The sequence below is a fragment of the Paenibacillus terrisolis genome, from assembly GCF_056171975.1.
Window position 1 is genome coordinate 1 of sequence record NZ_JBKFGG010000012.1, and the last position, 26,929, is coordinate 26,929.

At 52.2% G+C, this 26,929-nt stretch carries 31 protein-coding genes; 27 read left to right on the plus strand and 4 right to left on the minus strand.

Going from position 1 to position 26,929, the window contains the following annotated elements:
- The coding region (locus tag ACI48K_RS12195; protein ID WP_475027866.1) for a hypothetical protein at nucleotides 1-273 on the minus strand (273 nt) is incomplete at its 3' end.
- A 386-nt stretch (nucleotides 274-659) separates the two neighbouring features.
- Between ACI48K_RS12195 and ACI48K_RS12200 the strand changes: the two genes are divergently transcribed.
- The 6 genes from ACI48K_RS12200 (at nucleotide 660) to ACI48K_RS12225 (ending at nucleotide 4,529) form a co-directional block, all read left to right on the plus strand.
- The gene (locus ACI48K_RS12200; RefSeq protein WP_475027867.1) at nucleotides 660-1,253 is read left to right on the plus strand and encodes an RNA polymerase sigma factor; all 594 of its coding nucleotides are present in this window, start codon (nucleotides 660-662) and stop codon (nucleotides 1,251-1,253) included.
- Nucleotides 1,250-1,846 carry an anti-sigma factor family protein gene (locus tag ACI48K_RS12205; protein WP_475027868.1) on the plus strand — a complete coding sequence of 199 codons (597 nt, stop codon included), beginning with the start codon at nucleotides 1,250-1,252 and terminating at the stop codon, nucleotides 1,844-1,846. The genes ACI48K_RS12200 and ACI48K_RS12205 overlap by 4 nt, the downstream gene beginning before the upstream one ends.
- Nucleotides 1,847-1,943: 97 nt before the next feature.
- Nucleotides 1,944-2,543 carry a histidine phosphatase family protein gene (locus tag ACI48K_RS12210; RefSeq protein ID WP_475027869.1) on the plus strand — a complete coding sequence of 200 codons (600 nt, stop codon included), beginning with the start codon at nucleotides 1,944-1,946 and terminating at the stop codon, nucleotides 2,541-2,543.
- A 101-nt stretch (nucleotides 2,544-2,644) separates the two neighbouring features.
- Nucleotides 2,645-3,733, plus strand: a complete 1,089-nt coding sequence (locus ACI48K_RS12215) for a hypothetical protein (protein ID WP_475027870.1) — start codon at nucleotides 2,645-2,647, stop codon at nucleotides 3,731-3,733.
- A gap of 81 nt (nucleotides 3,734-3,814) precedes the next feature.
- On the plus strand, nucleotides 3,815-4,321 hold the full coding sequence (locus tag ACI48K_RS12220) for a gamma carbonic anhydrase family protein (protein WP_475028099.1): 507 nt from the start codon (nucleotides 3,815-3,817) through the stop codon (nucleotides 4,319-4,321).
- Nucleotides 4,322-4,343: 22 nt separating this feature from the next.
- On the plus strand, nucleotides 4,344-4,529 hold the full coding sequence (locus ACI48K_RS12225; RefSeq protein WP_475027871.1) for an IDEAL domain-containing protein: 186 nt from the start codon (nucleotides 4,344-4,346) through the stop codon (nucleotides 4,527-4,529).
- A gap of 56 nt (nucleotides 4,530-4,585) precedes the next feature.
- On the opposite strand, the gene ACI48K_RS12230 is transcribed toward ACI48K_RS12225, so the two are convergent.
- Both ACI48K_RS12230 and ACI48K_RS12235 read right to left on the minus strand, forming a co-directional pair.
- On the minus strand, nucleotides 4,586-5,878 hold the full coding sequence (locus ACI48K_RS12230; protein WP_475027872.1) for an MFS transporter: 1,293 nt from the start codon (nucleotides 5,876-5,878) through the stop codon (nucleotides 4,586-4,588).
- Between the two features lie 17 nt (nucleotides 5,879-5,895).
- Nucleotides 5,896-6,378 (minus strand): helix-turn-helix domain-containing protein, encoded by a 483-nt coding sequence (locus ACI48K_RS12235; protein WP_475027873.1) that lies wholly within the window; start codon nucleotides 6,376-6,378, stop codon nucleotides 5,896-5,898.
- A 144-nt stretch (nucleotides 6,379-6,522) separates the two neighbouring features.
- Here ACI48K_RS12235 and ACI48K_RS12240 point away from each other — a divergent pair, with 144 nt between their 5' ends.
- The 6 genes from ACI48K_RS12240 (at nucleotide 6,523) to ACI48K_RS12265 (ending at nucleotide 10,961) form a co-directional block, all read left to right on the plus strand.
- Nucleotides 6,523-6,960 carry a DUF2487 family protein gene (locus ACI48K_RS12240; protein ID WP_475027874.1) on the plus strand — a complete coding sequence of 146 codons (438 nt, stop codon included), beginning with the start codon at nucleotides 6,523-6,525 and terminating at the stop codon, nucleotides 6,958-6,960.
- A gap of 167 nt (nucleotides 6,961-7,127) precedes the next feature.
- Nucleotides 7,128-7,670, plus strand: a complete 543-nt coding sequence (locus ACI48K_RS12245; protein ID WP_475027875.1) for a Rieske (2Fe-2S) protein — start codon at nucleotides 7,128-7,130, stop codon at nucleotides 7,668-7,670.
- 16 nt (nucleotides 7,671-7,686) lie between these two features.
- Nucleotides 7,687-8,358 carry a menaquinol-cytochrome c reductase cytochrome b subunit gene (qcrB, locus tag ACI48K_RS12250; protein ID WP_475027876.1) on the plus strand — a complete coding sequence of 224 codons (672 nt, stop codon included), beginning with the start codon at nucleotides 7,687-7,689 and terminating at the stop codon, nucleotides 8,356-8,358.
- A 49-nt stretch (nucleotides 8,359-8,407) separates the two neighbouring features.
- Nucleotides 8,408-9,286 carry a c-type cytochrome gene (locus ACI48K_RS12255; RefSeq protein ID WP_475027877.1) on the plus strand — a complete coding sequence of 293 codons (879 nt, stop codon included), beginning with the start codon at nucleotides 8,408-8,410 and terminating at the stop codon, nucleotides 9,284-9,286.
- Between the two features lie 84 nt (nucleotides 9,287-9,370).
- On the plus strand, nucleotides 9,371-9,997 hold the full coding sequence (locus ACI48K_RS12260; protein WP_475027878.1) for a DUF1405 domain-containing protein: 627 nt from the start codon (nucleotides 9,371-9,373) through the stop codon (nucleotides 9,995-9,997).
- Between the two features lie 58 nt (nucleotides 9,998-10,055).
- The gene (locus ACI48K_RS12265; RefSeq protein ID WP_475027879.1) at nucleotides 10,056-10,961 is read left to right on the plus strand and encodes a sporulation protein YpjB; all 906 of its coding nucleotides are present in this window, start codon (nucleotides 10,056-10,058) and stop codon (nucleotides 10,959-10,961) included.
- A gap of 286 nt (nucleotides 10,962-11,247) precedes the next feature.
- Here the strand turns inward: ACI48K_RS12265 and ACI48K_RS12270 are convergent, their stop codons facing one another.
- Nucleotides 11,248-12,120 (minus strand): YitT family protein, encoded by an 873-nt coding sequence (locus tag ACI48K_RS12270; protein ID WP_475027880.1) that lies wholly within the window; start codon nucleotides 12,118-12,120, stop codon nucleotides 11,248-11,250.
- Between the two features lie 173 nt (nucleotides 12,121-12,293).
- Between ACI48K_RS12270 and ACI48K_RS12275 the strand changes: the two genes are divergently transcribed.
- The 15 genes from ACI48K_RS12275 (at nucleotide 12,294) to ACI48K_RS12345 (ending at nucleotide 26,923) form a co-directional block, all read left to right on the plus strand.
- Complete coding sequence (locus ACI48K_RS12275) at nucleotides 12,294-12,602, plus strand: nucleotide pyrophosphohydrolase (RefSeq protein ID WP_475028100.1); 309 nt, start codon at nucleotides 12,294-12,296, stop codon at nucleotides 12,600-12,602.
- A gap of 57 nt (nucleotides 12,603-12,659) precedes the next feature.
- A complete protein-coding gene (locus ACI48K_RS12280) occupies nucleotides 12,660-13,199 on the plus strand; it encodes a tetratricopeptide repeat protein (RefSeq protein WP_475027881.1) in 540 nt (179 codons plus the stop codon).
- Between the two features lie 19 nt (nucleotides 13,200-13,218).
- Complete coding sequence (gene dapB / locus ACI48K_RS12285) at nucleotides 13,219-14,022, plus strand: 4-hydroxy-tetrahydrodipicolinate reductase (protein ID WP_475027882.1); 804 nt, start codon at nucleotides 13,219-13,221, stop codon at nucleotides 14,020-14,022.
- A gap of 17 nt (nucleotides 14,023-14,039) precedes the next feature.
- Nucleotides 14,040-14,462 carry a methylglyoxal synthase gene (gene mgsA / locus ACI48K_RS12290; RefSeq protein ID WP_475027883.1) on the plus strand — a complete coding sequence of 141 codons (423 nt, stop codon included), beginning with the start codon at nucleotides 14,040-14,042 and terminating at the stop codon, nucleotides 14,460-14,462.
- Nucleotides 14,459-15,172 (plus strand): bacillithiol biosynthesis deacetylase BshB1, encoded by a 714-nt coding sequence (gene bshB1, locus ACI48K_RS12295; RefSeq protein WP_475027884.1) that lies wholly within the window; start codon nucleotides 14,459-14,461, stop codon nucleotides 15,170-15,172. Before mgsA ends, bshB1 begins: the two co-directional genes overlap by 4 nt.
- Before the next feature lie 39 nt (nucleotides 15,173-15,211).
- A complete protein-coding gene (gene bshA, locus ACI48K_RS12300) occupies nucleotides 15,212-16,366 on the plus strand; it encodes an N-acetyl-alpha-D-glucosaminyl L-malate synthase BshA (protein ID WP_475027885.1) in 1,155 nt (384 codons plus the stop codon).
- Nucleotides 16,367-16,419: 53 nt separating this feature from the next.
- On the plus strand, nucleotides 16,420-17,748 hold the full coding sequence (locus ACI48K_RS12305) for a CCA tRNA nucleotidyltransferase (protein ID WP_475027886.1): 1,329 nt from the start codon (nucleotides 16,420-16,422) through the stop codon (nucleotides 17,746-17,748).
- The gene (locus ACI48K_RS12310; protein WP_475027887.1) at nucleotides 17,738-18,712 is read left to right on the plus strand and encodes a biotin--[acetyl-CoA-carboxylase] ligase; all 975 of its coding nucleotides are present in this window, start codon (nucleotides 17,738-17,740) and stop codon (nucleotides 18,710-18,712) included. Before ACI48K_RS12305 ends, ACI48K_RS12310 begins: the two co-directional genes overlap by 11 nt.
- Before the next feature lie 277 nt (nucleotides 18,713-18,989).
- On the plus strand, nucleotides 18,990-19,859 hold the full coding sequence (panB, locus tag ACI48K_RS12315; protein ID WP_475027888.1) for a 3-methyl-2-oxobutanoate hydroxymethyltransferase: 870 nt from the start codon (nucleotides 18,990-18,992) through the stop codon (nucleotides 19,857-19,859).
- Nucleotides 19,856-20,761, plus strand: coding sequence for a pantoate--beta-alanine ligase (gene panC, locus ACI48K_RS12320; RefSeq protein ID WP_475027889.1), 906 nt, complete (start codon nucleotides 19,856-19,858; stop codon nucleotides 20,759-20,761). The genes panB and panC overlap by 4 nt, the downstream gene beginning before the upstream one ends.
- The gene (gene panD / locus ACI48K_RS12325; RefSeq protein WP_475027890.1) at nucleotides 20,754-21,137 is read left to right on the plus strand and encodes an aspartate 1-decarboxylase; all 384 of its coding nucleotides are present in this window, start codon (nucleotides 20,754-20,756) and stop codon (nucleotides 21,135-21,137) included. The genes panC and panD overlap by 8 nt, the downstream gene beginning before the upstream one ends.
- A 147-nt stretch (nucleotides 21,138-21,284) precedes the next feature.
- Nucleotides 21,285-21,917, plus strand: coding sequence for a hypothetical protein (locus ACI48K_RS12330; protein WP_475027891.1), 633 nt, complete (start codon nucleotides 21,285-21,287; stop codon nucleotides 21,915-21,917).
- Nucleotides 21,918-22,080: 163 nt separating this feature from the next.
- Nucleotides 22,081-24,942, plus strand: coding sequence for an ATP-dependent DNA helicase DinG (dinG, locus tag ACI48K_RS12335; protein WP_475027892.1), 2,862 nt, complete (start codon nucleotides 22,081-22,083; stop codon nucleotides 24,940-24,942).
- A gap of 42 nt (nucleotides 24,943-24,984) precedes the next feature.
- Complete coding sequence (locus tag ACI48K_RS12340) at nucleotides 24,985-25,635, plus strand: redox-sensing transcriptional repressor Rex (RefSeq protein WP_475027893.1); 651 nt, start codon at nucleotides 24,985-24,987, stop codon at nucleotides 25,633-25,635.
- Nucleotides 25,625-26,923 carry an amidohydrolase gene (locus ACI48K_RS12345; protein ID WP_475027894.1) on the plus strand — a complete coding sequence of 433 codons (1,299 nt, stop codon included), beginning with the start codon at nucleotides 25,625-25,627 and terminating at the stop codon, nucleotides 26,921-26,923. The genes ACI48K_RS12340 and ACI48K_RS12345 overlap by 11 nt, the downstream gene beginning before the upstream one ends.
- The last annotated feature ends 6 nt before the right edge of the window (nucleotides 26,924-26,929 follow it).

Sequence of the window (26,929 nt, forward strand, 5' to 3'; positions counted from 1 at the left end):
CCCAAGGAATTGAAACCCTTGGTTTAAAGGGGGAAAAACAGGGGAATTGACAAATTCGTTCATAGCAGTGGGAGCATTTCCAGCTAAATCGCTGTAAATCCTCATTTTTCTTAAATTAGCTGGAGCTTTTCCCTTTATATAGATCGTAAATAAGTTAACTTCGGGCTCCAGATGGTTTTCACCGGTTAATCGAGCGCCAATGCCAATAAAGTTGAGTTCGAACAGGGATATTCCCCCTCTTTCACTAATGGCATAATTGCTTGAACGAGGCAAAAGCCGGCGCCTTTAAACGCGGACCGGCAATATAGCCTTAGAACAAACCACCGTTTGACGGGTGGTTATGACAATGATGTTCCCGTTTATCCCCAAGAATATTGATCAAATGTAAACTTTGGTTGCGGCCCCGGGAAATGCCTTTGCGGCATATTCCGGGGCCATTGTTTTTACACATTTTTTTGGGGAAAACGGTGTTTTTTTAATCCCCAGTTCTATGGTATAATATTGAAGGATTGCAAGCTTGAATGCTTTCATGAAATTAAATGAAAATTTCTTTCTATTTTTATACATAAGCACCGCAACTTTTTGCTTCCTGTTCGGTAATAATTGGTGAAAGAGTCGAACGGGAAGAAGCTATGGATGGGCGAGGAGGATCGCACTCAATGACGGATTCCCAGATGATTCGAGAAATCAAAGAGGGAAATACGGAGCTTTATTCTGAGCTGATGCGAAGGTATCAGCGCAAGATTTTGGCATTCGTATACCACATGTTAAAGAGCGCTCATTTGGAGCTGCTCGCAGAAGACTTGTGCTCGGAAACGTTCTATAAAGCATTTCGGAGTCTGCACTCCTTCCGGGAATTGGATGCGTCCTTCTCCACCTGGCTGTATACCATTGCCAGAAACACGGTGCTCAGCGAGCTTCGTAAACAGCGCAGCGGCAGCATTCCGCTGGACGAAAGCGGCGTCGTACCGGTTGCACCAAGCGAGGTAGTGCCGGAACAAGCGGTGCTGCGCAGCGAGAAGGTCGGCAAAGTGCGGGAAGCGATCAATAATCTTCCGGAAAAACAAAGGTCTGCTCTGATTTTGCGTGAATACGATCAACTGGATTATCAGGAGATTGCGTGTATCTTGGGACAGAGCGTAAGCGCGGTGAAATCCTTGTTGTTCCGGGCGCGGAGTAGCGTAAAAAGTCAGCTTGAACCCTACTTTTATGAACCCATCTACGAGCATTACGAAGGGATGAAAAGCAGATGAATTGTAAAGAGGCCCAAGAATTGTTCGGATCGTTGCGGGATCTGCCCGAACAACATCCTCAGCGTAAAATGCTGGAGTGGCATCTTTTGGGCTGCGATCGTTGCGCGGCTGAATACGATCAATTGGAGGACAACTTCGATCTATTACAGCAATATTCCTTGGATGTGACGGAGGAGCAAGCTGAAGCCGTAAATCGGAAAGTCATGGACCGGATTTATGCGGAATCGCCGTGGCTCGCGCCGGATGTCAGAGGTGGAGCGACCCGACGCATGCGGCGGCGCATTACGATCTGGGCTTCCAGTTTCGTGGCGATATTCTTGTTCAGCTTCCTGATTATTTTATTTGGGGGATCTACGCCGGACACGAAAACGGCCGAGCCGATGACCGGCATCGTACCGACTGCCGTGGCGGCTGCGGATATGGACACAACGGACGACTTTTCGTTCTCTCTGCCCGATATTTCCAGGGGGATCATCGAACCTTTTGCCGCACAGATGAGTCCGGCATACCCGCAGTATTGGATGTATTTATCGATGGCAGGGATGATTTTGGCTCTGATTTCCTGGAATGGAATTCGCCGTTTGAAGAGATAAGAGGTACGGGGGGCGCTTCTTCCGCTTTGATGCGGCAGGGGCGCTTGTTTTATAATAGATTTCATAAGTGAATGGATGACTCTAGAGGAGGCTCGTTATGCTTGTAGGATTCATACGACACGGACTTACGGACTGGAATGCGATTGGCCGAATCCAGGGACAAAGCGATATTCCGCTGAATGAAGAAGGGAAAAATCAGGCCAGGCTGCTGGCTGCAAGACTCAAGAAGGAGCAGAATTATCACTGGGATTTTGTGATTACGAGCGGTTTGTCCCGGGCGCAGGAGACCGGCAAGATTATCGCGGAGGCCCTGCAAATTCCCGTGTATGATCCCGATTCGCGGCTGATGGAGCGAGCGTTCGGCCAAGTGGAAGGCTTGACCGCAGAGGAAAGGGAATCGCTGTGGGGAGAGGATTGGCATCTGCTTGAGCTTGGTCAGGAAAAGGATGAGGAGGTCCGTAAAAGGGCGCTGGCTTTCATTACGGATCTGGCTGAGCAATTTCCGGACAAGAACGTGCTTGTCGTGTCGCACGGCGGTTTGCTGGCCCAGCTGTATACCGCTTTGTACCAGGACCGCTACAGTGAGCGGATCGGAAATTTGTCGCTGACCATCCTTGAGAAGAATGAAAAAGAATGGGACGTTCGCTTGTACAATTGTACCCGCCATTTGGAAGAGATCGCGAACGAATCTAAATAATCCGGGAATAGCCGGATTATTTTTTTTGCACTTTTTTACTTGTAGGGAATAAATGCCGGGAAAATTCCCATAATGGTAGTAAAACGGCGAGGCGGTAAAATATGAATTTGGCGGACATGCTCACTTTTGCCGATATTGGTCAACTCAGCAGAATCGCAAACCACTATCAATGCGAGTGCAGCGGAAATTCCAAGCATGAGCTGATTCAATCGATCCTGCAGACGATTGGCCGAAGAGACTTTATCGATCAGCATGTAAGCGGGATGAGTCTGGAAGATTTGCGGTTTCTGAACACCTTGCTTTTTGACGGACGCCGCCAGTTCAGTCTCGAGGAGCTTATCGCTTGCGCGCAGGCGGCACGGTTTACGCAGGATGCCAAAGAGCGGGAGAATCCCAGAGACATGATCGCAAGATTCAGGCAGCGGGGCTGGCTGTTTCAAGGTTCCACGCAAAGCACGAGGTATCTTTTCGCGGTGCCGGAGGATTTGAAGCGGCGCTTTCGCGAAGCGCTCGAGGCTCGTTTTAAGGCGGAAGTCATGCGAGCCCCCGCGGAACCTTCCGTGTATCGGGAGGAGCCGGAGTTGCTGCCGGAAGATTTGATTCTGTTTTTGCGATATGTGGCCAATCAGGACATCCCTTTAAACAGCGAGGGGGTCATGTACCGCAGAAGCCAATTGCAGATTTTGGAGTCGCTCCATGTATCCGAGCCATTGACCGGGAAAGGGTGGCGGTTTGGATACGGCCGGAGGTTCAAGGATTATCCCAACCGGTTTGCCTTGCTGTATGATTATGCTTTTCATTCCCGTCTGATCCAGGAGGACCGCGACCGCTTGGAGTTGACCGCCTCCGGGAACGCTTATCTGGAGGAAGGAAAGCGGGAGGCGATGATATCGTTCGTCCGGTTTTGGCTGAGGTTGTACAAAGGTCCGGTGCCAAACCTGCTGTCCTTGGTTTACTGGACGCAGCGCTGCTCCAAAGATTGGGTCGCCGTTTCCTCGCTGTTTGGCCGAGTGGAGTCGCTGATCAAACCATTTTTTTACGATTCGCCGGAGTCGATTTATGAGGAAAGAATTTTACAGATGATGCTTCATCTGGGCATGGTTCGCATCGGTGAAGATGAACAGCGTACTCGTTATGTACAGACCACCCCGTTTGGGAGAACCGCCGTTGAGCAGCTTCAGAAGGACTAGGTCGAAGAAAAGCAGCCGTTGACATGGTTCTCCGTTATTGATACATTCACTCCCAATTCTATCCATGGGAGAGTGAATACCGTGCTCATACCGTATCAAGGGAAGACACCGTTTGTAGACCCTGCGGTTTATATTGCGGAAGGCGTTAAGCTGATTGGCGACGTAACGATAGGAAAAGAAGCGAGCGTTTGGTTTAATGCCGTGCTGCGAGGGGATTTGGCCGGAATCACCATCGGCGAGCGTACCAATATCCAGGATGGCGTCATCGGTCATGTCAACACCAATCAGCCCCTGATCGTCGAGAACGACGTATCGGTCGGTCATGCCGCAATCATTCACGGCTGCCGAATCGGCAGAGGCACATTAATCGGGATGGGGGCCATTGTCCTGAACGGGGCCGACATCGGTGAATATGCTTTAGTAGGAGCAGGTTCTTTAATTACGGAAAATACGAAAATTCCATCCTATACTCTTTCTCTAGGTTCACCGGCCAGAGTCATTCGCGAACTGACGGAAGATGATTTGCGGCGAATGAAGCTGACGACGGACAGCTATGTGGCGAAAGGAAACGAATATAGGATCTCTTAAACCAGGGTTGGAGGTGCATCCTATGGATCAAATGAAGGTTACTTATGAAATTATGCTCAGTTTGGCGGCGGAAATGATATGGGACGAAGCGCTCCGAAAACAGCGGTCAGAACAAATCTACAGCGAGATCGATACCGCTTTGGCGAATGGCGATAAGATGGCCTTCCGGCTTCTGACGGATGAACTGAAAACATTGGAAGAACGATAAAGAAGAAATGCTTAAGAGCATTTCTTCTTTTTGTTTACCGCGAATGGAGAACCGGGTTAGTCGAATTTTCGTATGGCCGGTAGGAAGACGACGCAAAGAATGGACAGAAGCCCCATGCCGGCAAATAAAGCGATCGTCTGAATGCCGCCCAAAAGATCCGCAAGCCATCCTATCAAAATGTATCCGAGCGGGAGAAGGGCGAATGAGCCCAGCATGTCGAGGCTGGCCACTCGTCCGAACGCCTCCTGCGGCACAAGCTCCTGCATGCTGGTCTCCCAGATCAGGGCAAAGATCATGATGCCGAAACCCTCCAGAGCAAAAAGCACGCAAAGTCCATAGGGTGAAGTCGTCACTGACATAAGCACCAGTGCTATGCCGCTTAAGAACGCTCCGCCATAAGCGAGGTAACCGCGGCGATGCCATTGTTTTCTCGCTCCGAACCAAAGTCCGGCGACGATGGCGCCGGCGCCTGAGCAGGTTACGGCAACTCCGTATACATAAGGCGGCAGCCCTAGATGAACCTTGAACAGCCAGGGAATCAGGACCATGACAACCCCACTGAAACAAATATTAATAAAAGAGAACGCAAGAATCGTGATCAGCAGCCAAGGGTTGCTTTTTAGAACGGACAAGCCTTCTTTGAAGTCTGCGGTTATTCCGGAGGAGGCTGAACCAGCCTGAGCCGTTTGCTTGGGCTGAAAAGGAATCAGTTTGCTGAGAAGCATGAGGAAAACAAACGAAGCCACATAGGTGAGCGCATCCAGCGCAATGCCCCAGCCCGCGGAAAGAAAGGTGACCAGAACTCCCCCCAGGGAAGGGCCGATCAATCGGACGGATTGGTTGCTGATCTGCGTCAAGGCGTTGGCGGAATTGCGGATTTCCGGGGTGAACACAGATGCCCGGAGCGCGGCGTATGCGGGCTGGAACAGTCCGTCCATCAAACCGTATAAGGCAACTAACACAAACAGCCCGTGAATGAATAAGCGATCCGCGAAAAGTAAAACGGCAATGAATCCCATGATGCAGAAACGGACGGCGTCCGTAAACATCATGATATAGGTCCGGTTATAACGGTCCACGATCCATCCCGAAAACGGCAGCATGACAATATTCGGCACCATATACGCCGCCATGATCAACCCCATTGTCGTTGTCGAACCCGTGAGCGAATAAACGATCACCGGCAGGATGATCATGGTGACGGAGCTGCCGAGAAATGAAATCAGCTGTCCCAGCCACAAGTACGGGAAAGAGCGGGAAAGGCGAAACGGGTCGCTGTATTGCCGGAAAAAACGAGAAAAAAGGTGCCGTGGCCTTTCCTGTGCTTGCTGCTGGTTTTCGATTTCCATGGGATCATCCTCCTCTGTCATTGTCCAAATATCTCTTCGTCTTCCCGCAAGCGGTTGACGGTAAAGGTTACTCCGTATTCCTCGCCGTCGGTTTCCATAGCTTCCCATTTGATCAGAAGCGCTTCGAGTTCATCCAGAAAACCTTGATACTGGCTCTCGGACAGCAGCAGCCTGGTAGCAGCCCGATAGGGCGGCTTCCCTTCCGCACCCTCGGCGCTTTGCTGACGTTCCCGTTTAAAAAACGTGCCTTTGGACCGGTAATATTTTTCGACTACGCCGCCAACCGCTTGGGTTCTGACCAGTTCGAGCAGTCCTCCGTCAAACAGCTTTTGAATATGGTAATGGACATTCCCCGGCGTTTTCCCGAGCAGATCGGCAACTTGCTTGGAAGTTCGGGGCGCGCCCCCGAGCACGTTCAAGATTTTGATTCGCAAGGCGCTTTCAAGCAGTTTGCTTTGCTCCGGGGAAATCGGCATTGAGACAGGTCTGTGATGTTCCATGCGCAAGTTCTCCCTTCAGGTATTTATAACGATCTATAATACAGATCGATCTGTAATACAGATTGAATATAAACGTAAAAGGATGGATTTGTCAATGATCCCTGTTTATAATGAGGAAGAAAAATCGGGAGGAGGCCTGAAATAATGAAATTTAGCGAAGTAGAACCATCATCTTGGGAGGAGCTGCGCCCTTTTTTGGATACCTGCCTGATTCCGGTCACAGGCCTAACGGGAATGGAGCAGCCGCATGGAGTGACCGTGGCGCTGGAGCAGCTAAGGGACCTGATGGATCTTGTGGAGATCCCATTTAAGGGGAGAATCGTTACCTATCCTTCTTTTCAGTACGGAAAGAACGAAATTGCGGCTCTTGTGAACGGTGTCTGCCAAAAAGTCAAGCTCTCCGGATTTGAATATGCCATCGTGATTTCGGCAGGAGTGGAATGGGCGGAGGAAGAGCTTCCGGATGCGGACTTGATCGTTATCCCAAGCCGATTTTTGGGCTCTGACCACTCGATTTCCGCCAAGTTAATTCAGGACAAAATCCGCCTCTTGTGGCTCACCAAAGATGAAAAGAAAATGTGACGGAAATCCGACATTTTACGGATTGACAACCTTTTTGAGTTGGAAAAAGATGTGACAAATTCTTGACGCTCTCAAAAGGCTAATATATTATTAATATGTCTTTTATAAATGTGATTATTGTCATTGAAATGTAGAAATAGTTGCTTGACAAAGGGGTTGAAGACAGTATGAGCCATGAGAATGACCAGCCTGAATCCTCGCATAAGACGCCAAGCCGCAAGGAAATGTCCCGCCGGCAATTTCTTACATACACTTTGGGAGGCGCCACTGCGTTTATGGTAGGCGGCGTATCGCTTCCGATGGTCCGCTTTGCGGTAGACCCTATTTTGCATAAAAAAGGCGAAGGTGCGTTTGTCAAAGTCGCAGAAGTCAGTAAAATCACCACTGAGCCTCAGGAGTTTTCGTTTGAGCTGCAGCAGCAGGATGGATGGTATTCCAGTACAGCGTCGCTGATCGCCTGGATCCGCAAAGACGCGTCCGGAAAAATTTATGCGCTTTCACCGATCTGCAAGCATCTTGGATGCACCGTCGGCTGGAATAACGACAAGAGCTTTCCGAACGAGTATCATTGCCCATGCCATGGCGCGCATTATACGAAGGAAGGTAAAAACCTCGCCGTGGCTCCGAAACCGCTTGACGAATACAAGGTCATGATCAAGGATGAATGGGTGTATTTGGGCGAGATCGTCCCGAACACGATTGTGAAATAAGGAGGCGCAGATTCGGATGTTTAAAAATGTGTACAACTGGATTGACGAACGCCTCGATATCACGCCGATCTGGAGAGATGTCGCCGATCACGAGGTCCCTGAGCACGTAAACCCGGCGCATCATTTTTCCGCATTTGTATACTGCTTCGGCGGATTGACGTTCTTCATCACGGTCATTCAGATTTTGTCGGGCATGTTTCTTACGATGTATTATGTGCCGGATATCATCAACGCTTATGCCAGCGTCGAGTATCTTCAGACACAGGTCGCTTTCGGCCAGATTGTCCGCGGAATGCACCATTGGGGAGCGAGTTTGGTCATCGTCATGATGTTTTTACATACGCTGCGGGTATTTTTCACCGGCTCCTATAAAGCACCTCGCGAAATGAACTGGGTCGTGGGCATGCTGATCTTTTTCGTGATGATCGGCCTTGGTCTGACAGGCTATTTGCTGCCATGGGATAACAAGGCTTACTTTGCAACGAAGGTAACTTTGGAAATCGCCAATTCGGTGCCGGTGCTCGGGCCAGTCATCAAGGAATTGCTTCAAGGCGGGACGATTGTCGGCGCCGAAACCTTGACCCGATTTTTCGCGATCCACGTATTTTTCCTTCCGGCGGTTCTGCTGCTCCTTTTGGTAGGACACTTTATTATGATCCGCAGACAGGGGATCTCCGGTCCGCTATAAGGATTCTATGAAAACCGCGATTCATTCGGAAGAAGGGAGGAAATGGAGTATGGCACATAAGGACAATGCAAAGGAAAAGGTCGTGTTTGTTGGGGATTCCCGCGTTCGCAAAGGTGACGGATTTATCGCACCGCCAGATTATACGGCGTATCCCGGCAAGTCGGAAGCGTTTATCCCTAACTTTTTGCTGAAAGAATGGATGGTTGGCGTCGTTGTGCTTGTCGGTTTCCTGGTGTTAACCATCTCGGAACCGGCACCGCTGGGTTTTCCCGCGAATCCAAGCGCTAACGTGATTCCGATGCCGGACTGGTATTTCCTTTTCCTGTATCAATATTTGAAATACCCGTACGCATCAGGCGATTACGTCGTGCTTGGAACACTGGGCATTCCGACCGTGGCGTTTGGCGGACTCTTGCTCGCTCCGTTTCTCGATCGCGGGAAAGAACGCCGCTTCTACCGCCGGCCTATCGCATCCTCGCTGATGCTGCTGTCGCTGGCTTCCGTCGTTTATTTGACGAACTTTGCCTGGACGCATTATAAGCATGAGCTTGCTGCAACCGGTACGGTGCCGGAGAATATTCAACGGGAAGAAAAGGCAAGGGAAAACCGGGAAAAGGGCTTGCCGGCCTCTAACGCGATCAAGCCCAAGGAGGTTGCGATTGTTGAGCCGGACGATCCTGCTATGGAATCGGTCAAGAAAGCCACTTGCATCACTTGCCACGGTACGGATCTCAAAGGCACCAGCGCCGCGCCGACGCTTCGCGGAGTCGGCGACAAGCACGATAAGGAAGCGATTCTTTCCATTATCAAAGATGGATATAACGGCAAGATGCCTAAAATGTACGATACGGCGATCAGCACCGGCTTGACGGACCAGGATATCGACCACTTGGCCGAGTGGCTTGCGAAACAAAAAACGGAACAGTAAAATAATAGATAACATCAAAAACCTGATCGTGCGGCGGTCAGGTTTTTTTAGTAGTGCAGTTTCGCAGGAGGAAGGGATATCGGGTTGAAGGTATCGTATTATTGGAGCAAGTCGTTTTTGTCATCCCGCTTCATATTGTGGGCCTTATTTGTGTGCAATTTGCTGGGAACGGTTTACGGATACATATGGTATGATGCGCAACTGAAGGATACATGGGCGAATCATCCGCATTGGCAGATCGTGTTTGTACCCGATAGTCCGACGGCGAGCTTGTTCTTTACGTTGTCCCTGCTGTTTCTTATGTTTCCGGGGGCGCTTGGCCGATTCCGGTTCATTCGAACCCTGGTGGAAGGATTGGCGGTCGTTACCAGCGTGAAATATGGGGTTTGGGCGGTCAGCATGATTTTTGCCGGCGCCTTTCAAGGCGGGGAACTCGTCTGGCAGGACTGGATGCTGGTCGCTTCCCATTTGGCAATGGCCGTAGAGGCGCTGCTGTTCGTCCGGTTGTACAAGTTCGGCACGATTATGCTGCTCAGCGCCGGAGCCTGGACGCTGCTTAACGATACGGTGGATTATACATATGAGGTGTATCCGTGGTTGCCGCGAACACTGTGGGATGACGTGAACGCGGTAATGGTGTACACAGTGGCTTTGACGCTGGCAAGTATTATAGCCGGCTGGCTCGCGCTGAAGGGGGCAAAAAGAGCCTAAGCCTATGGTTCTAACGGTGGACAGCCTGCCATACCATGATGGTAGGGAGGGGATGTCCGTGAAGAAGGGCGGAAGACTGTGGGGGCTTGCTGTCGTTTTCCTATTGCTGTCGCTGGTCTTTTGGGATTCGGCGGCGGCGCTGGCTGCTTCAGGCCAGGATGAAGGGTCCGGCGGCAAACCTGCACTGGAGGTATCCGAGCAGGAACGTGCGCAGAAGCTGCAGCGTTTCGAAGCTGCGGCGGAAGAGCTGTATACCCATATGCAAGAAGGGAAATCCCAGGAATCATTGGCTGATATGGAGAGGCTGCTTGATGAGCTGGGCGGGTTGTCTTTTAAGGGGTTGACCTCGGTCGAAGGCATACACGCGTTGGCGGAAGCGATTATGGATACACGCGAGACGCTGGCCAGCGCCGAAATAAATCAGGAGGCCTGGATTCAAACGTCCGCGCGTCTTCGTCTTGCGGTGAACAGTTTGACCCATAAGGATCAGGCTTTATGGCTCCAGTATTATAAAGTGATGGGGGACAATCTGAAGCAGATGAGCCGGGCCCGTGCATCCGGTAGCCCCACCGAGCTGAAAAAGGCGTTCCAGGCCTTGAAGGGCCATTACAACATCGTCCGTCCCGCCGCGGTCATTCGCCGGGATCCTTCCATCATCAATCAGTTTGACTCCTGGATGTCATATGTGGAGCGGCTCAGCAACGACAAGACATTTGACGAGGCCGCCGTTACCGGTGCTATTTCCCAGGGGGAGGGCCTTATCAAAGAGCTGTTCGGACGCCGAAAAGCCGACCCCGTTTTTTTGCCGATTACGGGTTATGGCAGTCCCTGGTATTGGAGCGCCTTGATCGGTGGTTGGATTGTCCTTGCCTTGACCTATACGGCGATTCGCAAATATCATGCGTCGCAGACGGTAACCTCCGTTCGCAAGCCCGAAGACAGCGTGCAGGGGTATCGTTGGTAGGGAAACGCGAACCAAACCGTGATCATTTTTAGGCCATAAATCACCTCTATTTTATGAAGAAACATGATTTCCGGCTAAATAAGACCCTAAATTGGCGCTAACCGGCGAATGTTTGGTGAGAATTGCCGCGATTCGATCTATGGGTGAGGGTTTAGCGGTAAAAATAGGCGTTATTAGAGATGAGCATTGCATGTTTTAGCGGAATAGCGGCATTTTATGGCGTTATGACTTTGGAGAACATAGAAAAAGCCTGCGGGACCGGCCCGCAGGCTTTTTCTGCATCTTCTTACTCTTCCTTAAAGCCTTCGCCATGAACATCGTGCACATCGCTGATGATGATGAAAGCGCGCGGATCGACCGATTTGGCGATGTTGTGGAGCCGCCGAATCTCCTGCCGGGGAACGACGCAATAAGCCATATGCTTGGCCTGCTTGGAGTAAGCGCCGATCGCCGGGATCAGCGTAACGCCACGCTCCATGTCTTTTGTGATAATGTCGGCAATTTCCGGGGCATGGTCGCTGATAATCGTAAACGCTTTGGCGGAGTATGCCCCCTCCTGAATGAAATCGATCACCCTGGAAGAGATGAAGACGGCCACCAGCGTGTACAGGATATTCTCTTTTTGAATGTAGAAAAGCGAAAGCCCGATAATAACGATATCCAGCGTTAAAATAACCTGTCCCATACTGAACCCGTATTTGCGCCCCAGGATTCGCGCCACGATATCCGAGCCGCCCGTCGTGCCGCCGTACCGGAAAACGATCCCCAGCCCTGCGCCCAGCGTAACCCCGGCATATAAAGAGGCGAGAATATAGTCTCGTTCGGTTACAAACGGCAGAATCCAGCCCATATCTATCATGCGTTCAAACAGCCAGAGGAAAAACGTCATTGAACCGATGCCGATGCCGGTAAAGATCATCTGCCTTCCGCCGAGAATTTTCCATCCGAGAAGGAAGAGAGGAATGTTGAGCAGCAGGTTGGAGAAGGACGGAGATATATTAAAGGCATATTTCAGCAGGATCGTAATGCCGGTGACTCCGCCTTCCATGAGATGATTTGGAATAATGAAATAAAGGAGTCCGAAAGCGTAGATCGCGGTTCCCAATAAAATAGGAAGCAAACTTTTCATATAACCCGATAATTTTGTCGCAGCACTCATGTAATCCCTCACCTGTTCGAGAATAAACAACGTATTTTTAGCATTCCTCCTAAGTATACCTTTTTCCGCCGCGATTAAAAAATGATTTGTTTTCAAATCGTCAATACGATAACATAGGGTTAAAATCGTACAAACGGGGGGATGGGACTTTGCGGGACAAATCTCTTGCGGAAATGCAGCGCGAGGTCGATAAATACATATCTCAGTTCAAAGAGGGATATTTTAGCCCGCTGTCAATGCTGGCCCGGATGAGTGAGGAAGTTGGAGAACTGGCCCGGGAGGTCAATCATACCTTCGGCGAAAAGCCCAAAAAAGCCGACGAAGCCGATAATTCGATTGAACTTGAGCTTGGCGATATTTTGTTTATTACGATCTGTTTCGCCAATTCGCTTGGCATAGATTTGACGGAAGCGCATGACAAGGTCATGAACAAATTTGCGACGAGGGACGCGGACCGGTGGACGAAAAAGGACACCGAATAACTCAAAACTTCATATGCTGTTAACAGAAACAACCCATCCGTAAAGGGGGGACAGCAGATGAAGGCGGAGGATTTCCTGCAAAAAGCGTACCGCAGCATTTACGAAAACGATTTTGAACAGGCCATTCAATGGTTCGAGCAGGCTCTTGAGATTGCTCCGGACCACGCCGATATTCACTACAGGTATTCGATTACCTGCGCGCGCAGTAAACGGCTGGATAAAGCGATTGCCCACGCCCGTCTGGCTTCGGCTCTGGCTCCTTTGCAGACGGAATACCAAATCCATTTTGACCGCTTGCAGTCTAGGGAATTGACAGGAATGGCCAAGAAACATATGGCGAAGGGGAAAACGGGCAAAATGGCGAAAAGCGCCGTCGAACCCGCCGTTCGATTGTTGGAACGCGCCGCCCAGCTTGATCCGCTTTCGGCGGAATCGCTGGTATGGCTTGCAATTGCATATGGCGAAAATGGACAATATGAGCAAGCTTTGAAATCCCTTCGAGAGGCTTCAGCCTTATCACAGGATTCCGGCATTGCCAAACAGTTGAAAGAGTTGGAACAACGTTACGCTTCTTATATCGATCAATCATCATGCTAGAGAAATGTGAGGGATGTTCATGTCGGAACAAATCCAAGTGGCTGTAGCCGGAGCGGCCGGAAGAATGGGGAAGGAAGTCGTGAAGATGGTGCTTCAGGATCCCGATCTCCGGCTGGTCGCGGCGATAAATTTAACGGATACGGGAGTGGATGCGGGCACGTTGGTCGGTTTGCCGGCCTGTGGCGTTGCGCTGACGGAGAATTTGGAGTGGGCGCTGGCCGAGAGCAAAGCCCAAGTGCTGGTGGACTTCACCACTCCCAAGTCCGCCTATGCCAATACCGAAACGGCGATTCGGCTTGGCGTTTCTCCCGTGGTGGGAACGACCGGTTTTACGCCGGAGCAAATCGAAGAGTTGGACAAGCTGTGCCAACGCCGTGAAATCGGAGGCCTGATTGCGCCCAATTTCTCCATCGGGGCGATTCTGCTGATGAAATTCGCGGCGCAAGCGGCGAAATATTTTCCCCATTTGGAGATTATTGAATATCATGGTGATCAGAAGCTGGATGCCCCGTCCGGGACGGCTATCAAAACGGCGGAGCTGATCGCCAAAACCCGCGATGAATTCCGGCAGGGGAATCCGCAGGAAGAAGAGACGATTGAAGGTTCGCGCGGAGGTTATTACAATGGATTTCGCATTCACAGCGTTCGCCTCCCGGGTATTTTCGCTCAGGAGGAAGTTATATTCGGCGATTCCGGACAATCGCTGAAAATTCGGCACGACTCCTATGAGCGGGCCGGATATATGCCCGGCGTTAATTTGGCGATCAAAAAAGTGCTTGGCTATAAAGGATTAATTTACGGATTCGATCATTTTGTTGATTAATAGGGGAGATAATACTAATGATGAACATTGCATTTATTGCTCATGATCGTAAAAAAGAAGATATCGTTAATTTTGTAATTGCCTATGAGCAAGTCTTCAAAGATAAAAAGCTTTATTCTACAGGCACCACCGGGCTTAGAATTATGGAAAGCACAAATTTGACCATTCACCGTTTCTTGTCCGGTCCGCTTGGCGGAGATCAGCAAATCGGGTCGCTGATCGCTCAGAACGAGATGGATCTCGTGATCTTTTTGCGCGATCCGCTGATGGCCCAGCCTCATGAACCCGATATTACCGCGCTGCTTCGCTTATGTGACGTTCACGGGATTCCCGTAGCGACGAATATGGCGACGGCCGAAATTCTGGTCCGCGCGCTGGATCGCGGCGATTTCGCCTGGCGCGAGCTCGTCGAGCAGCATAAACCGGGGCTGACGAAATGAGTGAACGTCTTGATATCTTGATCTTCGGAGCACACGCGGACGATGCGGAAATCGGCATGGCCGGCACGATTGCCAAACATGTCGCCGCAGGATATCGCGTCGGCATTTGCGATTTGACGGAAGCGGAGCTTTCGTCCAACGGTAATCCCGAGCTGCGCAAGCGGGAAGCCGAAGCTGCGGCCCAAGCGATGGGCCTTTCGTTGCGGCTTAATCTGGGCATGCCGGACCGGGGATTAACCGGCTCTGCGGAACAAATCGCCGCGGTGACCGAGGTCATCCGCACCTATGAGCCGTCGCTGATCTTTGCCCCGTATTGGGAAGACCGGCATCCGGATCACAACGCCTGCGGCAGACTTGTCGAGGAAGCCGCCTTTAACTCGAAACTGCGCCGTTATATGCCGGACAAGCCGGCCGTGAAAGCGCCGGAGCTGTATTTTTATTTCATCAACGACTGGAAGACGCCGGATTTGCTGGTCGAAGTCACGGATTATTACGATACAAAAGAGCGAGCCCTCGGCTGTTACCGATCGCAATTCGGCCTAGGGACTCCGGGCGAAGACATTGCCGCGACACCGCTCAATCAAGGCTATGTGGAACGGGTAAAAGCGAGAGACGCTTTGCTGGGGCACCGGCGCCTGATCCCGTATGCCGAGGGTTTTGCGGTCAAGACACCTTATTTGGTGAATCTATTCGGCATGCCTCGCTCATAAGCTGGAAAAGAAACCAATGATAAAGGAGGCCCCAACCATATGGATTCATTTTTGAAAATAGGAATTACCTGTTATCCTTCCTTAGGAGGTTCGGGGGTTGTGGCCACCGAACTGGGCAAACTTCTCGCGGAGAAGGGCCATGAAGTGCATTTTATTTCTCATAGCGTGCCGTTTCGGCTAGGGAGCTATCATAAAAATATTTTTTACCATGAAGTGGAAGTCAGCGATTATTATGTGTTCCGTTTTCCGCCGTATGATCTTTCTTTGGCTACAAAAATGGCTCAGGTCGCCAAGACGCAGGGTCTGGACGTCCTGCATGTTCATTACGCTGTCCCGCATGCCGTATGTGCGTTTTTGGCCAAGCAAATGGTCGGCGACTCGCTGAAGGTGGTTACGACGCTTCACGGCACCGACATCACGGTTCTGGCGCAAGATGAGTCGTTAAAGGATTTGATTCGCCTCGCCATCAACGAAAGCGACGCCGTGACCTCAGTATCGCGCGACCTGATGCGGGAAACCCGGGAAGTGCTGGACATCAGCCGGGATATCGACCTGACCTACAATTTTGTCGATGAACGCGAGTATTACCCAAGAGACGCCAAATCATGCCGCGAGGATTTTGCCAGACCCGACGAGAAGGTGCTGATGCATATCTCCAATTTCCGTCCGGTGAAACGGGTCAGTGACGTTGTTGATATTTTCCGGATGGTGAATGAAAAAGTGCCGTCCCAGCTGCTGCTGGTTGGAGAGGGACCCGATTTGCCGAAAATCCAATGCAAGATCAATGACATGGGCATCGGAGACCGGGTGCATTTTCTGGGCAAACAGGACGATATCGCGCATGTCATTTCCATGGCCGATTTGCTGCTGCTGCCGTCGGAGAAAGAGAGCTTCGGGCTAGTGGCGCTGGAGGCGATGGCCTGTGGCGTGCCGACCGTCGGCACAGTAGCCGGCGGGATTCCGGAACTCGTGAAGCATGGCGAAACCGGGTTTCTCGCGCCGATTGGAGATACGCGCCAAATGGCGGACTACAGCGTCTCTCTACTCCAAGATCGGGAGCTGATGGACCGGATTAAGAAAGCCTGTTTACTCCGGGCGAAAAACGATTTCAGCAGCGAACGGATTATGGCAAGCTATGAATCGATTTATTACCGCGTGCTGAACCGTCAGCTGCCCGAGCTGAATCCGGTTTGAGGATGACGGGGCAATAAAAAAGAAGACGGATTGGCTTTGGAGGTTGTGATCAAATGAATCGGTGGAAACAAGTAGACCCCCTGATGCTGGATCAGGGGGAAGCGGTGCTGCAAACTTTGCTTGAGGGCGGGTTTGAGGCTTACTTCGTCGGCGGATGCGTACGAGACGAACTGATGGGCCGTCCGGTTCACGATATGGACATCGCAACCTCGGCGAAACCCGAGCAAGTCATTGCGTTGTTTCCTAGGACGGTGCCGACGGGGATTCAACACGGAACGGTTACGGTGTTGATGGGCGAACAAGCCTACGAGGTAACGACGTTCCGTAAGGAATCGCAATATGAAGATCACCGGAGGCCGGCAAGCGTGGAATTTGTGGACGCGGTGACGGAAGATTTGCGCCGCCGCGACTTTACGATGAACGCCGTTGCCCGGGACTTAAAGGGTGCGTTGACCGACCCGTTCCATGGGCAAGCGGATATCGAGCGCGGCCTGATTCGCTGCGTAGGCGCTGCCGACGAAAGGTTTGAAGAGGACGCGCTGCGCATGATGCGGGCGATCCGCTTCGCAGCGGTGTTTGGTTTTCGTCCGGTCAAAAGCTTGTGGCGGGCGCTGCTGTCCGGAAAGGACAAGCTTTCTTTCATCGCCATGGAGCGAATCCGCGTGGAAATGGAAAAAATCATTCTCGGACCTCTTCCGCTTCGCGGTCTGGAGCTTCTTGCGCGCAGCGGTTTGCTTCGCCATGTCAAATTTCCCGCGCCGCTTTGCGCGCAGCCGGGGCGCGATCATCTCGATGCCTTGCAGCAAGCTTCATCGGATATACCGTCCGAGCGCTGGTCGCTGTTGCTGCAGGCGCTAGGGATTTCGGGAGCCGAGGCCGCTCCATTAATGAGAAGCTGGACGTTCCCCAATGCGGTCATCCGGGATACGGAGGCCTTGATTCGCTTTGACGAAGCGTGGAACGAAGAACTGCACGCTGCCGGGTGGAGAGGCGAACAGGCCCCAACGGAGCCGCTTCGCTTGGGCTGGATACGGCTGCAGGTTGCCTATGGCAAGCAAACGGCGGAGCGCTGGCTGGCCCGGCGCGAGGTGCTGCTGCGGGTTCAAGCAGCCGGGGGAGCCGCGGAAAAAGAAGAACCGGGGGCTTGGGAAGAATTGCTGCGATTCGTAAAAGCCTGGTATCAGGAAGTTCAATTACATACGGTTGCGGAGCTGGCCGTCAGCGGCGGGGAGGTGCTTGAAGCCTCGGGACGTAATGCCGGTCCTTGGCTTGGCGAATTCATGAAGGATCTCGTGTTGGCGGTGGCCTGCGGGAAGCTGCCCAATGAGCGGCAGGCGATATTGGAACAAGCGAAAGCTGTGGTGATAAAGGATGAAATCTAATCGACTTATAGACATGCTTCTGGCGCATCCGGGGGAATATATATCGGGGGAAGAAATCAGCCGCCTACTAGCGATCAGCAGAACAGCCGTATGGAAGCAAATCAACAAGCTTCGGCAGGAAGGCTATGAATTCGAAGCGGTGTCGCGGAAGGGGTACCGGCTGATTCGGCAGCCGGAGAAGCTGGACTATGCCGCATTGTTGAGTTCGATGCGAACGAATGTCTTCGGCAAGCGGCTTAAGCTGCTGGATACGGCGACTTCTACCCAGGAAGAGGCGCGCAGGATCGCAGAAGAGGGCGGACCGTCGGGATCGCTGGTGATCGCGGAGGAGCAGACGGGAGGGCGCGGACGTCAGGGAAGGGCCTGGCACTCGCCTGCAGGCAAAGGGATATGGATGAGCGTGATGCTGCGTCCCGAACGGCAAACGCTTATTTTTGCGCCACAATTGACGCTGCTGACAGCGGTTGCCGTGTGCCGCGCGATCCGCAAGGTGGCCGGGGTCGAGGTCGGCATTAAATGGCCGAACGATTTGCTGATTCGCGGGAAAAAGACATGCGGCATTTTGGTAGAGTCGGTCAGTGAAGATGAAATGATTCGCTATTGCGTAGTCGGCATCGGCATCAATGCGAATTTGGAGGCGGCTGATCTGCCGCCGGAGCTTGCCGAAACGGCAACCTCGCTCAAAATCGAAAATGGAACCCATATTGACCGTGCCGAGTTGATCGGCGCCGTTATGACGGAAATGGAGCAGATGTACGAGCTGTACCTCCAGGAAGGCTTTGCCCCCATCAGTCATTTGTGGGAAGCGTTGTCCGTTACGATCGGGAACCGGATTACCGTCAAGACGGCCGCCGGCGAACTGAAAGGTACGGCAGCGGGTCTGAGTCCGGCGGGCGCGCTTGTTTTGGTAAACGACGCCGGTCAGGATTTTACGATTTTTTCCGGGGAAGTACAACTTGGCTGATGAAATAGTTGACGTAATTTGTTATACTATCCTCAGGAGGCGGCATCGGCTTTTGTTCGAGCTGCACTCTTGGCGGTAGCCGTGAAGCTGAAGACGTTATACATGGCGTTGGATTCTGCTCTGAGCCGAAGAGGACCGAGACAGAAGGACGAAATGAAAGTGACCTTCTTTGGATTCGGACCTTTTTAGTGCCAAACTAAAAGGTTTTTTTGTTGTGCGCGGAAATTTGGTTTAAAGGGCGCGCGCAAGCACAAGGAACTAAAGGAGATGGAAAGCATTGGCGGAGAAAAAAGCTCTAAACATTGTGAAAATGAAGAAAATGAAAAAGGACGGCATCCCGCTGGCGATGATTACGGCTTATGACTATCCTTCGGCGAAATTGGCCGAAGAAGCAGAGGCCGATTTGTTGCTGGTTGGCGACTCGCTCGGCAACGTTGTGCTTGGTTACGACTCGACCATTCCGGTAACGCTGGATGATATGGTTTACCATACCAGGGCGGTGGCTAGAGGCGCGGAGCACACCTTTATCGTAGCCGATATGCCGTTCATGACATATCACGGCAGCGTGGACGAAACGCTGCGGAACGTACGCCGCTTGATGCAGGAAGGTCATGCTCATGCGGTCAAAATGGAGGGCGGCGCGGAGATCGCTTTGGCCGTTCAATCGATCGTGCAGGCCGGGGTGCCGGTTCTGGGCCATATCGGCCTGACGCCGCAGTCGGTGAATCAGATCGGCGGATACCGCGTGCAGGGCAAAGACGCCAAGGATGCGCGCCGTTTGCTCGAGGATGCCAAGGCGCTGGAACGAGCCGGCGCATTTGGGATCGTGCTGGAACTTGTGACCGAAGAAGTTGCGGCCATGATTTCGGCCGAGCTGTCGGTTCCGACGATCGGCATCGGCGCGGGACGCGGATGCGACGGCCAGGTGCTGGTGTTCCATGATGTGCTCAAGTACGCTCCGGATTATATGGAGAAACGGTTCGTGAAGACGTTCGCCGACATCGGATCGGAAATCCGCCGCGGCATCTCGGAATATGTCCGGGAAGTCAAAAGCCGCGAGTTTCCCGCCGAACAGCATGTATTTGCGGCGGAAGACGGTGTGGTTGAGAATTTGTACGGCAAGGGGAAGGTGGAGTCGGGATCATGAAGGTGTTTACAGAGATCAAAGCGATTCGGGAATATATCAAGGCAGAGCGTTTTGCGGCCGCCGGCAGGGGCAATCAGATCAAGGTAGGGCTTGTCCCGACCATGGGTTATCTGCATGAAGGGCATGCCAGCCTGCTTCGTAAAGCTCGGGAAGAAAGCGACCTGGTGGTACTCAGCATTTTCGTCAATCCGATTCAGTTTGGGCCAAACGAGGATTTTGAGCGCTACCCTCGCGACGCCGAGCATGATTTGGCGCTCGCGGAACGCGAAGGCGCGGATGCCGTATTCCTGCCAAGCGTACAGGAAATGTATCCGCACCCGACCAAAACGAAAATCAAGGTCGAAGAACTGACGACGCTCCTGTGCGGCGCATCGCGTCCAGGCCACTTCGACGGCGTGACGACCGTGGTCGGCAAGCTCTTTCACATCGTCGACCCGGATCAGGCTTATTTCGGGCAAAAGGATGCTCAGCAGGTTGCGGTTATCGCGCAAATGGTCCGGGATCTCAACCTTGACGTCAAAATCGTGCCCTGCCCAATCGTTCGGGAAAGCGACGGTCTTGCGCTCAGTTCCCGCAACGTATACCTAAGCGCTGAAGAACGCCAGGCAGCGTTGATTCTTTCCAAAAGCCTGCGTGAAGCGAAAGTAAAAGCAGTGGAGCTCGATTCCGTAACGGCGGGACAGCTTCGTGAAGAATTGCGCAGTGCGATTCAGTCCGAACCGCTGGCCGATATCGATTACGTTGAAGTTACCGAGTTTCCGGGACTGCGTCCGTTGGAAGATTCCGAGCGGCTGGACCATGCCGGCTCGGAAATTTTGATCGCCGTGGCCGTAAAGTTCGGCAAAACAAGGCTTATCGATAACGTCATTTTAACGAAGAAAGCGGTGGCTCTTTATGTATAGAACGATGATGAAATCCAAAATTCACCGCGCCACCGTCACGGAGGCCAACCTGAATTACGTCGGCAGTATCACGATTGATGAAGCTTTGATGGAAGCGGCCGATCTGCTTGAAAACGAGAAAGTGCAAATCGTAAACAACAATAACGGAGCCCGCTTGGAAACTTACGTCATTCCGGGGCCAAGAGACAGCGGGGTCATTTGTTTGAACGGCGCGGCGGCGCGGCTCGTGCAGCCCGGGGATAATGTCATCATCATCTCATACGCCCAAATGTCCGCCGAAGAGCTGAGAAGCCATAAGCCGACTGTCGTCTTCGTGGATGAAAACAATCGCCCGGTGGAAAAAGCGCAGCAGGAACTGCATGCGACCATTCGCTAACAGTTGATATTTGCTAACAACAAGCGTTTCGTCAAGCCCGCTCAGCCCTTTATGCAATTACTGCCTGCGGGAATGAAATGCCCTCCCGGAACAAAAAATGAATGTAAGGCTCGCACTGATTTCATTTTCGTTAAGGGTGGGATGCGAATGATGTTTCAGCATGTATTTGCGGAAATGAATGAAATGTTGGATGACATCGCTCAGCGTTATCCGCTCGCTCAAGGAGCCCAAAAGCAGGAGCTCGCCGAAAAATGGCATCTTCTGAAACATATGAGCGACGGAATTATCGAGGAATGGCTTGGGTTTGAAGAAAAGATGGGAATCATGCGGCAAAGATGGGGCAATCTTGACGGCGGGGAAGAACCGGCTATGCCCGAAATGAACACGGATGCTTATGTCAAGGGGCAGGGCTACTACAAGCTGCTTATGTTCCCGCAGGCATTAAATCAGTTTGAGCAGGTGCTGCTGCAATTTCCCGACAGTTTTATCGGGCGGACTTATTTGGCAATGTGTTATTTGCATATGGGCAAAAGCGAATCGGCGGCGGTTCAGTTTCAGCGCGTGCTTGGAACGGCTACCAGCAAAAGGCTTCGTTCCATCATTTACAACGCTTTGGGTTGCATCGAAGCCCAGAAAGGAATCCGCGCCAAAGCAAAGGAATATTTCATGCTGGCCCATCAAAGCGATCCGTCCCTTCCCGAACCTTTGGCCAATTTGGAGGCCTGTATGCATAGTTCCGGGAAGCTGTATTATGGCAATGAACTGACTTCATTATTGTAAAATCATCTGCCCTAGAAGCAATGCGTTTTTCCGCTCAACGGAGCGGGCGCATTGCTTTTCTTTTGTGATTATAATTACATATTCTTCCCCCATCAATTTTCAAATTGTCATTCTTCTGTTATGCTGATAATTGAGAATGGAATGAAAGGGACTTATGAGCGCAATGAAATATGCTGTACTCGATTTCGAAACGACGGGTAACCAGTCCACCGATGAAATCATTCAGGTTGGGCTTGCCATTATAGAACCAGATTTAACCGTCTCCCAAGTGTATCATTCCTTTGTCAATCCGGGTATTCCGATTCCCCCGTTCATAACGGGGCTTACGGGGATCACCGAAGACGACGTCAAAGATGCCCCGGGTTTGGACGATGTGATGATGGAGATGGTTCCGCTCCTCGACGATGTTGTTCTCGTTGGCCATAACGTAGCCTTTGATTTCAACTATTTGCAGAGCGCTTTAGATAAAACGGGATATCTGCCCTTTACTGGACGTATCCTAGATACAATGGATTTTTTGAAAATCCTGTTTCCTTCGCTGACTTCTTACCAGCTTGGCCTTGTCGCCTCGGAGTTCGAAGTGCAGCATGAACGTCCTCATCAGGCGGACAGCGACGCACTTGCAACAGCGTTGATTTTCCTCAAATGTCTTGAGGAAATATCCGGTCTGCCCTTGCTGACTCTGCAGCGGTTATCCAATCTGTTCGCTGGGGAAGACAGCGATTTGGGCTGGTTTTTTGACGCCATGGTTCAGCTTAAGGAGCAGGAAACCGAGCCGAACGCCGCCGGGTTTACCTACTATCGCCAGTTCGCCTTGCGCGTAGAAGATTGGCTGGATATCGAACCTCCCCGGGATCCTGCGGCTTACAATCCGCTGGAAGACCTAAGCTTCGGACAATTCATGGAGCAGGTGCGGGAACGGCTTAAAGAAAGACTGCCCCAATACGAAGAGCGCGAAGCGCAGAACATGATGCTGGAAGAAGTGATGCAGGCGTTTGCCGAAGATAAGCATCTGCTGGTGGAAGCCGGTACCGGAACGGGAAAATCGCTCGGCTATCTTCTGCCCGCCATTTATCACAGCGTCAAAAACGACGAGAAGGTCATGATCAGCACGCACACCATCAATCTTCAGGAACAGCTAAGGGAGAGGGATGTTCCGCTTTTGACGGAAGCGGTTCCTTTTCCGTTTCGGGCGGCGGTGTTTAAAGGAAGGCAGCATTATTTGTGCTTGCGCAAATTTGAACATAAAGTTAACAAAAGGGATTTTGCGACGCCAAAAGAAGAGGTGATGACGGCCGCGCAAATGATTGTGTGGCTGACGCAAACGGAAAACGGGGACGACGAAGAGCTCAACCTGGGAAACCGCGGCGGCGATTTTTGGGAAACGGTTGCGAGCGAATCGGATTCGTGCCTGGGCCGCAATTGCCCGTGGTTCCGCAAGTGCTTCTACCATAGGGCCAAGCATGAAGCCGGGGTTGCGGATGTGGTCATTACGAACCATTCTAAATTGTTTACGGACATTCAGGCGGGACATCAGCTTTTGCCCGGCTACGAGCGGCTGGTGATCGACGAAGCGCATCATCTGGAAGATGTGGCCGGCAAGCATCTTGGCCTTCATATGAAATATTTTACGGTCGTTCACACGTTGACCCGGCTGTTCAAGGACAGCAAAACAGGGCAGTTGGCTAATCTTAGAATGGCGCTACAAAGCGCGGCAAATGAAAATTCGCTCCAGTGGTGTTCCGTCATCGACAATATTTATCCCTCGCTGGTGGATGTGAAGGAGAGCTGGGACAAGCTGAGCGATCTGCTCTTCGCGCTAATGCCGGAGCGGAGCGACGCCGCTCCGGGCGACCCGGGACAATTCGTTTACCGGCTGCTTCCGCATAAGAAGCCCAAGGACTGGGATTCGCTTGCGGCGCTGGAGAATCAGATTTACGTCACGCTCGGAGACGTGCTTCGCCAGGGAGAACGGATGCTGAGCCAGATCCGGGAAGAGCAGGACGATTTCGGCTCCGAAAGCCTGTTAACGGATATCAGCGGATTGTTCAAGGATTTGGCGAGCGAACGCGAGTCGCTGCGCTTCTTTATGAAGCTGGAGAATGAAGAAACGGTATATTGGATCGAAGGAAACGGGAATTACCGCAGCCGCTCGCTGCAAATTTACGCCGTGCCGATCGATGTAAGCGCTCAGCTGAAGGAGTATTTTTTCGACAAGAAAAAAAGCGTTGTGATGACTTCGGCAACTCTTTCCGTCGATAAATCGTTTCAATATATGATTGAGCAGTTGGGACTAACGGAGGCTGCCTCCGAAGACAGGCTGTTGACATCGATGCTCCCTTCGCCGTTTAACTACCGGGATCAGGCGCTGCTGGTCATCCCGCGGGACTTCCCAAGCGTCAAGGGAAGCGTGGGAGACGATCATTTCGTCAGTACGCTGGTGCGATCGCTGGCGGATACGGCTGTCGCTACGCAGGGACGCATGCTGGTGCTGTTTACTTCTTACCGCATGCTGAGGCAGGTATACGATCCACTAAAGGACCTTTTGTCGGAGCAAGGTATTACCGTCATCGGTCAAGGGATGGACAGCGGCAGCCGCACCAAGCTGACCCGCCGTTTCCAAGGCCAAAACGCATCCGTGCTGCTTGGCACCAGCAGTTTTTGGGAAGGGGTCGATATCCCCGGCGAAGCTTTGACGAGCCTGGCCATTGTCCGTCTGCCCTTCCAGCCCCCCAACCATCCGCTCGTGGAGGCGAAGAGCGAACGGCTTCAGCGGGAGAAGAAAAATCCTTTTATGAAGCTGTCCGTGCCGCAGGCGGTCATCCGCTTCAAGCAGGGATTCGGCCGGCTTGTCCGCTCGTCGCAGGATCGCGGCATCGTGGTTGTTTATGATACCCGCATCTTGGAATCCTACTACGGAAAGTATTTTTTATATTCTTTACCCGGACCGAAGATGGAGCATATGCCCCTCGGGCAAATGGTTCCGCGCATTTCGGAATGGCTCAATGCCGGTGAGCCGCAATAAGCTTTGCGGTTCATACTCGCGCCAAATGAGGGGGAAAAATGTATGAAATCTGATAAAATTTCCGATGCCGTTGTTCGAAGATTGCCGGTATATCTGCGTTTTTTAAATGAATTGAGCCGTCGCGAGGTGCCAACGGTATCCTCGCAGGAACTGGGCCAGAAGCTGGATCTCAATCCGGCGCAAATTCGCAAGGATCTCGCTTATTTCGGCGATTTCGGACGCAAGGGCATCGGTTACGATGTGGCTTATCTGATCGAAAAAATCCAGCAAATCTTAAATCTGGACCAGCAAATCAACGTAGCTTTGGTGGGTGCCGGTAATCTTGGTCAGGCGCTTTCCAATTATAATGCTTATCTGAAGGACAATATGAAAATCGTAGCGGTGTTCGACGCTTCTCCGGCCAAAATCGGCAAGCAGATCAACAACATTACGATTCAGCCGATCGATGAGCTCGTTGAAACGGTTCGCGAGAAGCATGTGCGCATTGGGATTATCACCGTGCCGGATTTTGAAGCTCAACGCGTTGCGGATCAGCTGGTTGCCGCCGGAATCGGAGCGATTCTCAACTTCGCGCCAACGATCCTGAAAGTGCCGTCGGAAGTAAGAATTCACGCGGCCGATTTTACGACGGATCTGCTCAGCTTGGCGTATTATTTGGAAAATGGAAAGGAACAAGCCGTTTATGAGTCGTAAGTGGTTAATTAAAAACGGGACCTTCGCCGTTTTGGACGAAGGTCGTCCCGTGATTCACGGATATATGCTGGTTGAAGGCGATATGATTACGTACATTGGGGAGCAGCGCCCGGAAGGCGTGGAAGGCGCAGAGACCTTTGACGGAAAAGGCCTGTTGTTCCTGCCCGGTCTGATCAACACTCACGGCCATGCGGCGATGTCGCTGCTTCGCGGTTACGGGGACGATATGGTGCTGCAAACTTGGCTTCAGGAGAAAGTATGGCCGATGGAAGCCAAGTTTACCGCAAGCGACGTGCATGCCGGGACGGCGCTGTCCGTCCTGGAAATGCTGAAGGGCGGAACGACGACCTTCCTCGATATGTACGATCACATGGATGAAGTGGCCAAAGTGGTGGAAGAATCCGGAATTCGCGGCGTATTGATGCGCGGAGCGATTGGGTTGTGCCCGCCGGACGTGCAGGACATGAAGCTGAAGGAAGCGGTCGATTTTGCGGTGAATTGGAACGGCAAAGCGGACGGCCGAATCACAACGATGCTGTCGCCGCACGCTCCCTACACTTGCCCGCCGGATTATATCGAAAAGTTTGTACAGGCGGCGCATGATCTCGACCTGCCGATGCATACGCATATGTCCGAAACGAGGGCGGAAGTGGAGCAAAACGTGGCCGATTACGGTGTTCGTCCGGTCCAGCACCTGCTGAATCTCGGGATGTTCTCACGGCCGACGCTGCTTGCCCATGCGGTGCATTTGACCGATGAGGAAATTGAGATTCTGGCTGCGCATGACGTGGCCATTTCCCATAATCCGGGCAGCAATTTGAAGCTTGCGAGCGGGGTTGCCCGTGTGCCGGAACTGCTGCAAAAAGGGGTCGTCGTCTCCCTTGGGACGGACGGCGCGGCAAGCAATAACAACCTCGATATGATCGAGGAGATTCGCCTGGCGGCTTTGATCCACAAAGGCGTTTCCGGTGACCCTACCGCTGTGCCTGCCATAGAAGCGCTCAAGATGGGAACGGAGTACGGCGCAAAGTCGGTGTTCCTGCCCAATACAGGGAAACTGGCCGCGGGCATGAAAGCGGACTTTATCGCCGTTAACACGGAGCAGGCCCATTTCATACCGAAGATCGATTTTATTTCCCATATCGTCTACTCGGCGAGCCCGAAGGATGTTGAACATGTATGGGTCAACGGCAAACAGGTGATCAAGCATGGCGCCTGTCTGACGCTCGACGAGGAACGGGTGCGTTACGAGGCCCAGGCGGCTTTTGAAGGGCTGCTCGCCCGCTAGCAAACG

Coding starts and splice junctions, on each gene's coding strand:
- ACI48K_RS12200 (WP_475027867.1), top strand. CDS start 660: ATGACGGATTCCCAGATGATTCGAGAAATCAAAGAGGGAAATACGGAG.
- panC (WP_475027889.1), top strand. CDS start 19,856: ATGAAGGTGTTTACAGAGATCAAAGCGATTCGGGAATATATCAAGGCA.
- ACI48K_RS12280 (WP_475027881.1), top strand. CDS start 12,660: ATGAAGGCGGAGGATTTCCTGCAAAAAGCGTACCGCAGCATTTACGAA.
- ACI48K_RS12210 (WP_475027869.1), top strand. CDS start 1,944: ATGCTTGTAGGATTCATACGACACGGACTTACGGACTGGAATGCGATT.
- ACI48K_RS12230 (WP_475027872.1), bottom strand. CDS start 5,878: ATGGAAATCGAAAACCAGCAGCAAGCACAGGAAAGGCCACGGCACCTT.
- ACI48K_RS12235 (WP_475027873.1), bottom strand. CDS start 6,378: ATGGAACATCACAGACCTGTCTCAATGCCGATTTCCCCGGAGCAAAGC.
- ACI48K_RS12205 (WP_475027868.1), top strand. CDS start 1,250: ATGAATTGTAAAGAGGCCCAAGAATTGTTCGGATCGTTGCGGGATCTG.
- bshB1 (WP_475027884.1), top strand. CDS start 14,459: ATGAGTGAACGTCTTGATATCTTGATCTTCGGAGCACACGCGGACGAT.
- ACI48K_RS12240 (WP_475027874.1), top strand. CDS start 6,523: ATGAAATTTAGCGAAGTAGAACCATCATCTTGGGAGGAGCTGCGCCCT.
- ACI48K_RS12345 (WP_475027894.1), top strand. CDS start 25,625: ATGAGTCGTAAGTGGTTAATTAAAAACGGGACCTTCGCCGTTTTGGAC.
- bshA (WP_475027885.1), top strand. CDS start 15,212: ATGGATTCATTTTTGAAAATAGGAATTACCTGTTATCCTTCCTTAGGA.
- dinG (WP_475027892.1), top strand. CDS start 22,081: ATGAAATATGCTGTACTCGATTTCGAAACGACGGGTAACCAGTCCACC.
- ACI48K_RS12275 (WP_475028100.1), top strand. CDS start 12,294: ATGCAGCGCGAGGTCGATAAATACATATCTCAGTTCAAAGAGGGATAT.
- mgsA (WP_475027883.1), top strand. CDS start 14,040: ATGATGAACATTGCATTTATTGCTCATGATCGTAAAAAAGAAGATATC.
- ACI48K_RS12340 (WP_475027893.1), top strand. CDS start 24,985: ATGAAATCTGATAAAATTTCCGATGCCGTTGTTCGAAGATTGCCGGTA.
- ACI48K_RS12225 (WP_475027871.1), top strand. CDS start 4,344: ATGGATCAAATGAAGGTTACTTATGAAATTATGCTCAGTTTGGCGGCG.
- ACI48K_RS12330 (WP_475027891.1), top strand. CDS start 21,285: ATGATGTTTCAGCATGTATTTGCGGAAATGAATGAAATGTTGGATGAC.
- ACI48K_RS12255 (WP_475027877.1), top strand. CDS start 8,408: ATGGCACATAAGGACAATGCAAAGGAAAAGGTCGTGTTTGTTGGGGAT.
- panD (WP_475027890.1), top strand. CDS start 20,754: ATGTATAGAACGATGATGAAATCCAAAATTCACCGCGCCACCGTCACG.
- ACI48K_RS12310 (WP_475027887.1), top strand. CDS start 17,738: ATGAAATCTAATCGACTTATAGACATGCTTCTGGCGCATCCGGGGGAA.
- ACI48K_RS12305 (WP_475027886.1), top strand. CDS start 16,420: ATGAATCGGTGGAAACAAGTAGACCCCCTGATGCTGGATCAGGGGGAA.
- ACI48K_RS12245 (WP_475027875.1), top strand. CDS start 7,128: ATGAGCCATGAGAATGACCAGCCTGAATCCTCGCATAAGACGCCAAGC.
- ACI48K_RS12270 (WP_475027880.1), bottom strand. CDS start 12,120: ATGAGTGCTGCGACAAAATTATCGGGTTATATGAAAAGTTTGCTTCCT.
- ACI48K_RS12215 (WP_475027870.1), top strand. CDS start 2,645: ATGAATTTGGCGGACATGCTCACTTTTGCCGATATTGGTCAACTCAGC.
- qcrB (WP_475027876.1), top strand. CDS start 7,687: ATGTTTAAAAATGTGTACAACTGGATTGACGAACGCCTCGATATCACG.
- dapB (WP_475027882.1), top strand. CDS start 13,219: ATGTCGGAACAAATCCAAGTGGCTGTAGCCGGAGCGGCCGGAAGAATG.